Here is a 12344-nt window from a genome sequence, read left to right as displayed (position 1 = left end):
CGGTGCCGGACGGTCGGCGACCTCATGAGGTTCGCCACATCGGTACCCTTTGGAACTGTGACCGATGAAGTGACCAACCCCGCCGAGGATCTGCCCGAGCAGATGCGCGTGCGCCGGGAGAAGCTCGACCGTCTCCGCTCCGAGGGCGTCGACCCCTACCCGGTGAACTTCCCGCGCACCGCGACCAACGCCGAGATCCGCCAGAAATACGCCGATCTCTCCGCTGACACCGCGACGGGCGACAAGGTGGGTGTCACCGGTCGGGTGATGCTGTCCAGGACCGGCGGCAAACTCTGCTTCGCCACCATCCGCGACGGCTCCGGCGACCTCCAGGTCATGATCTCCCTGGACAGGGTAGGCGAGGAGTCCCTGGCCTCGTGGAAGCGCGACGTCGACCTCGGCGACCACGTGGGCATCGAGGGTGAGGTCATCACCTCCCGGAGGGGTGAGCTGTCCATCCTCGCCGACCGCTGGGCGATCACTTCGAAGTGTCTGCGCCCGCTGCCGGAGAAGCACGCCGGGCTCACCGACCCCGAGGCGCGGGTCCGCCAGCGCTACGTCGACCTCATCGTCAACGACGAGGCCAGGAAGCTGGCCTACACCCGCAGCGCCGTGGTGCGGGCCGTCCGCGACTTCTGGCACGAGGAAGGTTACCTGGAGGTCGAGACGCCGATGCTCCAGCCGATTCACGGTGGAGCCACGGCCCGGCCTTTCAAGACCCACATCAACGCCTACGACATGGAGCTCTACCTCCGCATCGCGATCGAGCTCTACCTCAAGCGGCTCGTGGTCGGCGGTATCGAGAAGGTCTTCGAGATCAACCGCAACTTCCGCAACGAGGGCGCGGACTCCACGCACAATCCCGAGTTCACGATGCTTGAGGCCTACGGCACGTATCTCGACTACAACGACATGGCCGACCTGACCCAGCGGATGATCCAGAAGGCGGTCGTGGCGGCTCTCGGTCACTCCGTGGTCGTCCACCAGGGGCAGGAGATCGACCTCGGACTGGCGAAGTGGCCGCGGATCACCCTCTACGGGTCGGTCTCGGAGGCACTGGGCGAGGAGATCACCACCGCGACGCCCCTGGAGTACGTACGCAAGCTTGCGGACGCGCGGGAGATCCACTGGGACCCCAAGTGGGGCCAGGGCAAGCTCGTCCAGGAGATCTTCGAGGCGCTCGTCGAGCACACGCTCATCCAGCCCACGTTCGTCATGGACTATCCGGTGGAGACCTCCCCGCTGACCCGCCAGCACCGCGACAACCCGCTCCTCACCGAGAAGTGGGACCTGATCGGGTTCGGCACCGAGCTCGGCACCGCCTACTCGGAGCTGGTCGACCCCGTCGAGCAGCGCCGCCGTCTCACCGAGCAGTCTCTGCTCGCCGCAGGCGGGGACGCCGAGGCCATGCAGCTTGACGAGGACTTCCTCACCGCACTGGAATATGCGATGCCGCCCACCGGCGGCATGGGGCTCGGCATCGACCGCCTCATCATGGCCTTCACCGGCAAGAACATTCGCGAGACCATCCTGTTCCCGCTGGTCAAGCCGACCGGCTGAGCCTGACGGGCAGCGCCGCCGGGCCGTGTGGGACGAAGTCCCGGTCCGGTGGCGCGATCGTTTCCGCCAGGCGGTGCCGGCCAGGGCCGGACGACGGCCTGGGCAGACGACGGCCTGGGCGGTGCTCAAGGTCGAGCCGGTCGGGCTCGGCGAGCACCCTCGAATCCCGGTCGACGGTACCGGGCAACCGCCCTCACCGCTTCGCCCTCACCACCTCGCGATCACCACCTTGCGATCACCGCTTCGCGCCCCCCAGGGCTCCGTGTCGGCGCGCGTGGGCGTGAGCACGGCGCGTGAGCACGGCGCGTGAGCACGGCGCGTGAGCACGGCGCGTGAGCAAGGCCTGGGCGTCAGCAGGGCCGGAAACCGCAGTCCGTGCTCACGCTCCCTCATGCGATTTCGGACGATTTTCTGCATAGCGCAGAAACTACCTTTTAAGCATGTCCAATATTGGGCAACGCCCAGTCGTCGCCATCCGATACTTCGCGAATGCCGCAAAGGTCATCTCGTAGGCTTCCCATTTCAGAGTTTTCCGCGAGGTGTCGTCAAGGCGCCAGGCGGCGTGGCCGTCGAAGAGTGCCAGGAAGAGAGCGGTTTTCCCGGGAAAACGGGTGACTCGCTTCCGTCGAGGATCCCGCCCCGCGGGTGCGCGTCGTCGCGACGGTTCCGGTGAAACCTTGTTCTGCCAGGACCTCTGTCGTCGCAGCTAGGGGGTGCCTACGGGCTCGTGCCGGGACTCGGTCGTGACTTAACCCCAAAGGCACTGACATATCATGAGTACTTCACGTATCGCCTACTATGTCAATAGTGGGCGCGCGCTATGAAGAGTAGAACTTGACGACCTTTGAACAAGGCGTTTACCGTTCCTGGCGGACGGTATTCATTTCCGGCGTCTGGGCGCCCGGTTTCCAGAGTGGGGGGAGTGACTCTTGATGGCATATCCAGAAGTGGATTCTCGCCATGGCGACAGCCCCCTGGGCATGAGCGATATCGGTCTCAGTGACGACGACCTCGTGCTGCTGGCTGAGCTCGCCAAGGGCGTCACCGTCGACAGGGTGGGCCGCCGCCTCGATATCAGCGGCCGGACCGTCAGGCGCAGGCTCAGGGGCATCTGCGACCGTATCGGTGTCGCCACGGCGATCGAGGCCGTGGCCTGGGCGGCCCGCCGCCGCCTGATCTAGGCCCTTGGATCTTCTGTCACCGCGGGTCGCGGTGGGCGTCTCGCCGCGTCGTCGTCGGTCACCGTCCCCGCGAGGCCCCGCCTGACCGGTCCTCGCCACGGCGGGATCCGCGGCACAGGACCCGGTGCGGGTTCTCACGTCCACGGAGTCCGGCGGCTCGCGACCTGTGAGGTCCGGTTCGGAGGCTCAGTCGGCGATTCGCACCCCGCCGGCGAAGGGCCGGTTGTCGATCGTGGCGATGTGGACGACGTCACCCGTCTGGGGCGCGTGGACCATCAGGCCCGCACCGATGTAGATCCCGACGTGGTGCAGGTCGCTGTAGAAGAAGACCAGGTCGCCTGGGCGCAGCTCGTTTTTGGAGATGTGGGTGCCCGCGGTCCACTGGTTGCCGGTGTAGTGCGGCAGGCTGATGCCGACCTTCTGGTAGGCCCACATGACCAGCCCGGAGCAGTCGAAGGAGTTGGGGCCCTCGGCGCCCCAGACGTACGGCTTGAGTTGCTGGGTGAGTGCCCAGCGGGCCGCCTCCGCCGCCTTTCCGCTGCCGACGATGGGCACGCCGACCTTCACCCGGGCTCCCCTGTTGCTGACGGCTCTGGTGCGCACCTCGCTGAACAGGTCGCTCTCGACCCGCGCGACCAGCCGCTCGATCTTGCTGCGCTTGCCTTCGATCTCCTCCAGAAGCGCCTTGACCTCTGAGGTCCTCGCCTTGGCGCCGGCCTGCGCCTGCTCGGCGGCCTCGATCGCCCGGCCGACCTGGGCGACCTCCTCACTCTGCTGCTGCTGGAGGGCGTAGTTGGTGGTGGCCTGGTCGAGAAAGGTGTCGGGGTCGGTCGCCTGGGTGAAGACGAGTCCGGAGTTCAGGCCGCCGGACATGTAGTTGCTCTGAGCGAGGAGGGTCGCCTTGATGCGCCGGGCCGCAAGTTCCGACTCGCTCGTCGCGAGGGTCTTCTTGGCGCTTTCCGCGGCTCGCTGGGCCTGCTTGAGCCTGACCCGCTCGCCGTTGTACTGCTCGGCGAGCGTGCCGATCTCCTCGTGCAGTTTCTCGGCCTGCTTGGCCAGTTGCCGGAGGCTGGGCTCCGGGTCCGCCGTGGCCGAGACCAGGGGGGTGCCGAGGGTCATGGTGGCGAATACCAGGCCGATGACCGCCATGCGGCGGCTCCGCCTCCGCGACGCGCGTTCTCGATGGCGGGCGTCGCCCCCCGCGTGCTTTCCTGCACGGTCGCGCGTGCGCTTCACCAACAGGCTCCTCTCTCGGCCGCCTACCGGGTTAGCTGACGGGTTCGGGCCGGAGGCAGCCCTACCGGGTGCGCCGGTGGCACTCGGATTCACCCCGAAGGACGTGGTGGGTCCCCGGTTCCCCGGGACGGGGGATTCGGCGGGTCAGGCTTTTTGCATCTCTGACATCGAGCACGGAGATTAGTGCACTCCTGGTTCCTGCTCAACCAGAACTGCGAACTTAGTGGAGGTTCCGCAACTTAAATGTCACGGAAAGATCACATGCCAATATGATCAACATGGCCATTACGCTGCCTTTGCCTTCCTTGAGGCGGGTGTGTCGCAGGTCTTCCCAGGTCCGGGACCGTGCCAAAGATGAGCTGGGACACATTAGAGGTGTCGCACGCTCAGCGTGGTAAACCGACTACCAAGGGTCATGTGATGACCTCGGGGCGAGTGTTAAGGATGAGCCGTAATTGAAGACTGAAGAGGACGTACGCTGATCGGTCATGGAGCAGCTTGCGGAGCATTCTCCCGGACCGTTCGCGAGTCCCCAGAAGGAAGGGGGGCGACGAGCCGGATCCGAGGGAGAGGAGCGGGGGTCGCCCGCCCCCGGCGCCACCTTGGTGGTCACGGTCCGCCGTGCCCGCACCCCGGACGTCCGCGCCATCAGGCGGCTCGTCGACACCTACGGTGGAGCCGGCCCGCGCCTGCTGGAGAAGGCCACCGTCACCCTGTACGAGGATGTCCAGGAGTTCTGGGTCGCAACCGACGCTGAAGGGTTGATCCTCGGTTGCGGGGCTCTTCACGTTCTCTGGGAGGATCTGGCTGAAATTCGGACCGTTGCCGTCGATCCGACCCTCAGGGGGATGGGAATCGGCCACCGGATCGTCTCTGTGCTCATCCGCACGGCCGCCGAGTTGGGTCTGCGCAGGGTCTTCTGCCTGACCTTCGAGGTCGACTTCTTCGCTCGGCACGGATTCCAGGAGATCCAGGGCACGCCCGTCGCCCCTGAGGTCTACGCCGAACTTCTCGCCTCCTATGACGAGGGCGTCGCGGAGTTCCTCGACCTGGAGCACGTCAAGCCCAACACCTTGGGAAACACCCGAATGCTGCTGCACCTGACACGTGAGCCCGACTCTGATGACTTTAGAGCTGACTGACTGGAAAGATGACTGTTGATTCCTATGTCGATACCTTGTGCAGCAGCAAGCATGTGCGTCTGACATTTGCCACATGCGTAGTCTAAGTGAGGTGACGCGGTGAGCAACGGACAGCCGCCGTATCCGCAGGATGATCCCGAGCGCAGTCGCACACCTTCGGGACAGCCGGATTACGGACAGCACAACCCGGGACGGGCCCCTGGCGAACTCGACCCCGACGTGACGGTCATGGGCTATCGGTCTGAGGTATCACAGCCGAACACCGGTCCCGGGCAGACTCAGCCCGGCTATGGCCAGCAGGACTACGGGCAGCAGCCTGGTTACGGCCAGCAGGGGTACGGGCAGCAGCAGCCGTACGGCCAGCAGGGCGGGTATGGCGGTCAGCAGGGCGGGACGGGCGCGTACGGTCAGCAGCCCGGCTACGGTCAGCAGGCGTCCCAAGAGCAGCAGGGGTACGGGCAGCAGCAGCCCGCGTACGGTCAGCAGGGCGGGACGGGCGCGTACGGTCAGCAGCCCGGCTACGGTCAGCAGCCGGGTTATGGTCAGCAGCAGCCCGCGTACGGACAGCAGGCGTCTCAAGAGCAGCAGGGGTACGGGCAGCAGCAGCCCGCGTACGGTCAGCAGCCGGGCTACGGTCAGCAGCCCGACTACGGTCAGCAGCCGGGCTACGGTCAGCAGCCCGACTACGGTCAGCAGCCGGGATATGGCCAGCAGCAGCCCGCGTACGGACAGCAGCAGTACGGCCAGCAACCGGGTTACGGTCAGCCCTACGGCGGTCCCCCCGGTGCTCCCGCTCCGCTCGCCGAGTGGTGGCAGCGCCTGGTGGCGCGGATCATCGACGGGATCATTCTGGCGATCCCGGCGGTGATCATCAGCACGGTGCTGACCGCCATGCTCGTGACGTCTTCCGGTTTCAACCTCGAGACGGGTGTCATCACGGAGGGGAGCGGCGTCTTCCTCGCGACTCTGCTCATCTCCCTGGTCAGCGCGGCGCTCTACTTCGCCTACGAGTTCTTCATGATCAGTAGGGGTGGGCAGACCGTCGGCAAGATGGTCATGGGCATCAAGATCGTGCCCGTCGGCAGCACGCTGTCTCCGGGCGGCCTCAGCTCCAACGTCGCGATCAAGCGCACCGGTGTGTTCTTCGGCCCGCAGTTCCTGAGCTGGATCCCCTTCGTGGGTTTGATCGCCAACATCTTCAGCCTTGTGAACACGCTGTGGCTGCTGTGGGACAGGCCCCTGTGGCAGGCGCTGCACGACAAGGCGGCCGGGACGGTCGTCGTCAAGATCAAGTAGTTCCGGGTAAATCGGGGCCGGCGGTTGAACCGCCGGCCCCGATTTCGTGCCCGGACCAGAAAAACGAGGGTCGTTAGGGGTGGGTAACCGCCTCGGGCGCGGAAGCCATGGAAGCGCAAAAATCATTTGCCATGCCATGGGCGGTGCGGGGGGACTTATGACCAGGCTCCGGCGGGCTCGGCGGAATATTCGTGTTTGAGGCCGGACAAGGGGCTCAGGAGAGCCCGCAAGCCGCTATGAGACGGCAATGCCGGATCTGCCCCCGTCGAGGGTTCGCACACCAGTCATCGAATGGCCGGACCCGCCCGCCTCCCGCATCCCCGGTGACGGCCCGCGGGTTTCTCTCCTTACCCCTTCCGCCGCGCGTTCAGGACGGCCGCTGAAGGTCTTCTCACGGAGCCGGATCAAGGGGGTGTGATGTTGCCTGGGTTGTCCTGGGGAGCCATCGTCTTTGGTGGTTATACGGCCTACGACTATGTACTCCGTGCCAGAGTGGGTCGTACTCTTGGTAAGAAAGCGTTGAAGATCCGTCTTGTTCTACGGGCTTGCGTCGCATCGGCTGCCGCCTGGGTGATGAAGCGAGCCGCGCTCCATCGGGGTGTTCTGCCGACGGCGGACATTCTCGCGATGAACCCGCCCGCAGCGACCTCCGGTTCCGTGACAAGGCGCCGTTCATCCCGACGGGCAGGCTCCCCTACCAGGAGCTTCGACCCTCCAAGGCCGGTGGCGCGGTGACCGGAGACCGGACGGGCATTGGTATTTCGAAGACAACGATGATCACTTGATCGTCCTGTCGGTTTTTCCCTGCGGCTTTACGACTGCAACCGGTAAGGCGGCTGGAGAGAAGCATTAGGCTGGCGAGTGACGGGCCTGGTCGCCCCTGCTGACGTGTGTTGCCGCCCGGTGGCGCTATGGTCGTCTGTGGGCGGTTCCAGACTGATCGGGTGGGCAGCCGCGTGGCTCGGGAGTCGTCGCCCAATTTCCATGGTCTCCAGAAAGCCACCTACGGTACGGAGCGAGGACGAATGTACGACGTATTGTCCGCGTTGATACCTCCGGCGGTCGTCGGCGGAGCCTTCATCTACGGAGTCGTCAAGCTACTTCGGAGTGAAGCCGCCGGTCGTCGGCCAAAACAGTCCGACCCGGTCGAGTCGCAGAACAGCTGATCCACCGGAGCGCCGACTGAGCTTCTCGGTTGCCTGTGAGAATCGCCGGGCTCCTGGAATTGCCGCTCTTCGATCGCGGGTATATGTTTAGCTTGCGAATGAAACAATACTCCGCGAAAGGATTGTGTAGATGGCCAAGCAGATCCAGGAGATTCTCATCGACGACCTCGATGGGGGCGAGGCCAATGAGACTGTCGCCTTCGCGATTGACGGCACCAGCTATGAGATTGACCTGAGTGACGTTAACGCGAAGAAGCTCCGCGACTCCCTGTCGCCTTTCGTGCAGAGCGCCCGTCGTTCCAGCGCGCTGGCACCCCGCCGCCGTCGTGCGGGCGGAGCGCGGGCGCTCACGCGAGAGAAGAGCGCCGACATCCGGGCATGGGCGAAGTCCCACGGCCTCAATGTCAGTGAGCGCGGTCGAATCGCTTCCTCGGTCGTCGAGCAGTACGAGGCGGCTCACTAGATCGGTCCAGCCGATCAGGTGAATCATGCGGTTATGGCGGTCACGGTGGGGTCCGGTGGCGGCCATGACCGCATGATGCGTTTGACTGGTCGACAAACGTCGTTCGCTTGCGGCGTAGCGGGAACATCCTGCCCCCCGTAAGTAGTTGGATGGAGGGTGAACGCCCTGCTCTCGGGGAACGTCTTCTGCATAGAGCGGTCGCCGGGTCGGGGCTACCATGCGGGATGACAGGGCCCGGATATCCCGGACCTGCCTGACCGCTCTGTGAGGAGCGACGAGATGTTCGAGAGGTTCACCGACCGCGCACGGCGGGTTGTCGTCCTGGCCCAAGAAGAGGCCCGGATGCTCAACCACAACTACATCGGTACGGAGCACATTCTTCTTGGCTTGATCCATGAGGGTGAAGGCGTTGCCGCCAAGGCTCTGGAGAGCCTCGGCATCAGTCTTGAAGGTGTGCGTCAGCAGGTCGAGGAGATCATCGGCCAGGGGCAGTCCGCGCCGTCGGGGCACATTCCGTTCACCCCGCGTGCCAAGAAAGTCCTTGAGCTGTCCCTGCGCGAGGCGCTGCAGCTGGGTCACAACTACATCGGTACCGAGCACATCCTGCTCGGTCTCATCCGTGAGGGTGAGGGGGTGGCCGCTCAGGTGCTGGTGAAGCTGGGCGCCGATCTCAACCGGGTCCGCCAGCAGGTCATCCAGCTGCTCCACGGCTACCAGGGCAAGGAGCCGACCGCCGCCGGCGGTCCGGCCGAGGCCGCTCCGTCGACCTCTCTGGTGCTGGACCAGTTCGGCCGTAACCTGACCCAGGCCGCCCGCGAGGGCAAGCTCGATCCGGTCATCGGCCGGGAGAAGGAGATCGAGCGGGTCATGCAGGTCCTGTCCCGCAGGACCAAGAACAATCCGGTCCTGGTGGGTGAGCCCGGCGTCGGCAAGACCGCCGTCGTGGAGGGCCTGTCGCAGAAGATCGTCAAGGGCGAGGTGCCCGAGACGCTCAAGGACAAGCAGCTCTACACCCTGGACCTGGGGGCCCTGGTGGCGGGTTCGCGCTACCGCGGTGACTTCGAGGAGCGCCTGAAGAAGGTCCTCAAGGAGATCCGCACCCGCGGCGACATCATCCTGTTCATCGACGAGCTGCACACGCTCGTCGGCGCGGGCGCCGCCGAAGGCGCGATCGACGCCGCCAGCATCCTGAAGCCGATGCTGGCCCGAGGCGAGCTGCAGACCATCGGCGCCACCACCCTGGACGAGTACCGCAAGCATCTGGAGAAGGACGCGGCGCTTGAGCGGCGTTTCCAGCCGATCCAGGTGGCCGAGCCCAGCCTCAGCCACACGATCGAGATCCTCAAGGGGCTGCGGGACCGTTACGAGGCACACCACCGCGTCTCCATCACCGATGGCGCCCTGGTGGCCGCCGCGCAGCTGGCCGACCGCTACATCAGCGACCGGTTCCTGCCGGACAAGGCGATCGACCTCATCGACGAGGCAGGCTCGCGCATGCGCATCCGCCGCATGACCGCGCCGCCGGATCTGCGTGAGTACGACGAGAAGATCGCCAACGTGCGGCGCGACAAGGAGTCCGCGATCGACGCGCAGGACTTCGAGAAGGCCGCCGCCCTCCGTGACCAGGAGAAGCAGCTCCAGCTCAAGCGCGAGCGCCGCGAGAAGGAGTGGAAGGCCGGCGACATGGACGTCGTCGCCGAGGTCACCGAGGAGCTCATCGCCGAGGTCCTGGCGACCGCCACCGGTATCCCGGTCTTCAAGCTCACCGAGGAGGAGTCCCAGCGACTGCTCCGGATGGAGGACGAGCTGCACAAGCGGATCATCGGCCAGGACGACGCCATCAAGGGTCTGTCCCGCTCGATCCGCCGCACGCGCGCCGGTCTGAAGGACCCGCGCCGCCCCGGTGGCTCGTTCATCTTCGCCGGTCCGTCCGGTGTCGGTAAGACCGAGCTGTCCAAGGCGCTGGCCGAGTTCCTGTTCGGGGACGAGGACGCGCTGATCATGCTGGACATGTCGGAGTTCATGGAGAAGCACACCGTCTCCAGGCTGTTCGGCTCGCCTCCCGGCTACGTCGGGTACGAGGAGGGCGGTCAGCTGACGGAGAAGGTGCGGCGCAAGCCGTTCTCCGTCGTCCTCTTCGACGAGATCGAGAAGGCCCACCCCGACATCTTCAACTCGCTGCTGCAGATCCTGGAGGACGGTCGTCTGACCGACGCCCAGGGCCGGGTGGTGGACTTCAAGAACACCGTCATCATCATGACGACGAACCTGGGTACCCGGGACATCTCCAAGGGTCAGGGGGTCGGTTTCGCGAAGAACAACGATGCCGAGTCCAACTACGACCGGATGAAGTCCAAGGTGCAGGAGGAGCTCAAGCAGCACTTCCGGCCGGAGTTCCTCAACCGTGTCGATGACATCGTGGTCTTCCACCAGCTCACGCCGAAGGAGATCATCCGCATCGTCGACCTGATGCTGGCCCTGGTGGGCCTGCGCCTGAAGGACCGCGACATGGGGATGGAGCTCACGCAGGAGGCCAAGCAGCTGCTGGCCGACCGTGGCTACGACCCGGTGATGGGCGCCCGACCGCTCCGCCGCACGATCCAGCGCGAGCTGGAGGACACCCTGTCCGAGAAGATCCTGTACGGCGAGCTCCGCCCCGGCCAGATCGTGAAGATCGGGATCGAGGGCGAGGGTGAGAACGCGAAGTTCACCTTCGTCGGTGAGGACGCGCCGGTCGACCGGGTTCCCGACTCGGCCGCCGCCATCGCGGAGCCGATCCAGAACTAGACCCCGTCCCGTGGATCGGTCGGACGGCACCTTGCGAGATGGAGGGAACCGCAGTGTGTCGCGGTGACCGACGACAACACCGCGAGGTGCCGTCCGACCGGCCGCGGTAGGCGGAAGATCCAAGGGCAGGCCACAGGGCCATGGCCTGATCAGACAGAAAGGGCAGACCCCGCCGTGAGGATGTTCACGGCGGGGTCTGCCTATTTGTTACCAAAGAAGGTGTATCGCCACGACAGGTAGTACTACACTTCGTAGAGCGAGTTCGATGAGTCTCACCACAGTGACCCGCGGGTCGTGCTGATCGCGGTGAGATCGGCGTCGAGGTCAGCCTGGCGGCGTACCGAGAAATCAACTTCGTGAGTGACGCGAAGATCGGTGTCCGCGCGGGATGCTTCGGACGGCCGGGTCGAGCTCCCGGCAGGAAGAGCCTCCGGCTCACGACGCTGGAACACCGGCGCGGGGCGATCGGAGAGGCTTACACGAAAGTATGTTTGGGAGGCACGCATGCGTTTACGGCATGAGGACGGGACGCTCGTTCACCTGGCCTACAACGCGGGCGTGCACCCCGCCGAGGACCTTGAGAACCTCATCGCGCACCTGACGAGATACGCGGTGCCGGTGCGCAAGCGCCTCGGAGTGGAGCGCATGGGCGTCGGCCTCTGGCTCTCCCCGAGCGTCGCCGACCATCTCACCGCCGACAGGATAGAGCTGGTGCGCCTGCGCCGCTCTCTTGAGGAGCGCGGCCTGGAGGTCGTCAGCCTCAACGGAACCGGCGGCAGGAACCAGGAATCCCCCGGTCCCGACTGGGCCAAGCCCGAGCGTTACCGCTACACGATGGCACTCGCCAAGATCCTGGCCTTCCTGCTCCCATCGGACGTCCGTTTCGGGAGCATCTCCACCATCCCCATCGGCTGGCGCCGTGACTGGCCGGCCGATCTGCACGCGATAGCCTCGCGCCGTCTGGAGCGCCTCGCCCGCGAGCTGCGCGGGCTGCACAGCGTCACCGGCAAGACGATCAGGGTCGGCTTCGAGCCGTGGCCCGGCTGCGTCCTGGAGACCACCAAACAGGCACTCGACAGGGTCGCCGGCATCGACTCCGAGCACCTGGGTGTCTGCCTGGATGCCTGTTACCTCTCCGGCGGCGCTGAGGAGCCCGGAGTCGCCCTGCGCGGCCTGGCGGACGCCGGAGCCCCCGTCGTCAAGCTCGGCCACGTGCACAACCATGTGGCCGCTGCCCGCCAGGAGTTGCCCAGCACCCGCTCGGTCCTGGAGGACACCCTCACCGCGATGCTCTCCGGCGCGGTGAACGGCACCGCCCACATCGAGGTGGAGACTCACGACCTGGCCGTGCCGCTTCGGGCCAAGGGGCCCGGCGCGCTGGTCAACGTGATCGCCGAGGAACTCGACTGGGCTCGCACCAGCCTCACCGCTCTCGGCCTGCGCCTCGCCGCCTGACTGACCGCCTCCGCCCCGTCGTGTCAATGGTCGAGTGTGTGCCGCCGCTGAGGCTGGA

The 12344-nt window shown here is 65.8% G+C and carries 8 protein-coding genes, 1 pseudogene and 1 riboswitch; of the genes and pseudogenes, 7 read left to right on the top strand and 2 right to left on the bottom strand.

The features are described from left to right. Positions 1-24 precede the first annotated feature (24 nt). Together lysX and OG884_RS14955 are read left to right on the top strand one after the other, a co-directional pair. Positions 25-1560, top strand: coding sequence for a bifunctional lysylphosphatidylglycerol synthetase/lysine--tRNA ligase LysX (gene lysX / locus OG884_RS14960; protein WP_326829156.1), 1536 nt, complete (start codon positions 25-27; stop codon positions 1558-1560). 980 nt (positions 1561-2540) lie between these two features. After that, positions 2541-2741: a LuxR C-terminal-related transcriptional regulator gene (locus OG884_RS14955; RefSeq protein ID WP_030905642.1), complete on the top strand. Its 201-nt coding sequence runs from the start codon at positions 2541-2543 to the stop codon at positions 2739-2741. 186 nt (positions 2742-2927) lie between these two features. Here OG884_RS14955 and OG884_RS14950 read toward each other — a convergent pair whose 3' ends face one another. Continuing rightward, positions 2928-3977 (bottom strand): C40 family peptidase, encoded by a 1050-nt coding sequence (locus tag OG884_RS14950; RefSeq protein ID WP_326645952.1) that lies wholly within the window; start codon positions 3975-3977, stop codon positions 2928-2930. A 5-nt stretch (positions 3978-3982) separates the two neighbouring features. Beyond that, a riboswitch (cyclic di-AMP (ydaO/yuaA leader) is annotated at positions 3983-4129 on the bottom strand. A gap of 336 nt (positions 4130-4465) precedes the next feature. Here OG884_RS14950 and OG884_RS14945 point away from each other — a divergent pair. Then, the gene (locus OG884_RS14945; protein ID WP_326645951.1) at positions 4466-5119 is read left to right on the top strand and encodes an amino-acid N-acetyltransferase; all 654 of its coding nucleotides are present in this window, start codon (positions 4466-4468) and stop codon (positions 5117-5119) included. A gap of 249 nt (positions 5120-5368) precedes the next feature. Here the strand turns inward: OG884_RS14945 and OG884_RS14940 are convergent, their stop codons facing one another. Next, positions 5369-5869 carry a hypothetical protein gene (locus OG884_RS14940; protein WP_326647136.1) on the bottom strand — a complete coding sequence of 167 codons (501 nt, stop codon included), beginning with the start codon at positions 5867-5869 and terminating at the stop codon, positions 5369-5371. A gap of 63 nt (positions 5870-5932) precedes the next feature. Between OG884_RS14940 and OG884_RS14935 the strand changes: the two are divergent. From OG884_RS14935 to OG884_RS14920, 4 genes and pseudogenes are all read left to right on the top strand, one after another. Further along, positions 5933-6415 (top strand): annotated as a pseudogene (locus OG884_RS14935) (RDD family protein); the annotation flags it as partial. 1296 nt (positions 6416-7711) lie between these two features. Continuing rightward, positions 7712-8044: a histone-like nucleoid-structuring protein Lsr2 gene (locus OG884_RS14930; RefSeq protein ID WP_326645950.1), complete on the top strand. Its 333-nt coding sequence runs from the start codon at positions 7712-7714 to the stop codon at positions 8042-8044. Between the two features lie 279 nt (positions 8045-8323). Beyond that, complete coding sequence (locus OG884_RS14925; protein WP_326645949.1) at positions 8324-10831, top strand: ATP-dependent Clp protease ATP-binding subunit; 2508 nt, start codon at positions 8324-8326, stop codon at positions 10829-10831. A gap of 504 nt (positions 10832-11335) precedes the next feature. Further along, on the top strand, positions 11336-12286 hold the full coding sequence (locus OG884_RS14920) for a TIM barrel protein (protein ID WP_326645948.1): 951 nt from the start codon (positions 11336-11338) through the stop codon (positions 12284-12286). The last annotated feature ends 58 nt before the right edge of the window (positions 12287-12344 follow it).

The sequence above is a fragment of the Streptosporangium sp. NBC_01755 genome (genome assembly GCF_035917995.1).
Classification (GTDB): domain Bacteria; phylum Actinomycetota; class Actinomycetes; order Streptosporangiales; family Streptosporangiaceae; genus Streptosporangium.
This window is presented reverse-complemented; position numbering and strand designations above follow the sequence as displayed.

Bases quoted from the DNA above. Each gene is read 5' to 3' on its own strand.
- lysX (WP_326829156.1), top strand. From the start codon at position 25: ATGAGGTTCGCCACATCGGTACCCTTTGGAACTGTGACCGATGAAGTG.
- OG884_RS14955 (WP_030905642.1), top strand. From the start codon at position 2,541: ATGAGCGATATCGGTCTCAGTGACGACGACCTCGTGCTGCTGGCTGAG.
- OG884_RS14945 (WP_326645951.1), top strand. From the start codon at position 4,466: ATGGAGCAGCTTGCGGAGCATTCTCCCGGACCGTTCGCGAGTCCCCAG.
- OG884_RS14930 (WP_326645950.1), top strand. From the start codon at position 7,712: ATGGCCAAGCAGATCCAGGAGATTCTCATCGACGACCTCGATGGGGGC.
- OG884_RS14925 (WP_326645949.1), top strand. From the start codon at position 8,324: ATGTTCGAGAGGTTCACCGACCGCGCACGGCGGGTTGTCGTCCTGGCC.
- OG884_RS14920 (WP_326645948.1), top strand. From the start codon at position 11,336: ATGCGTTTACGGCATGAGGACGGGACGCTCGTTCACCTGGCCTACAAC.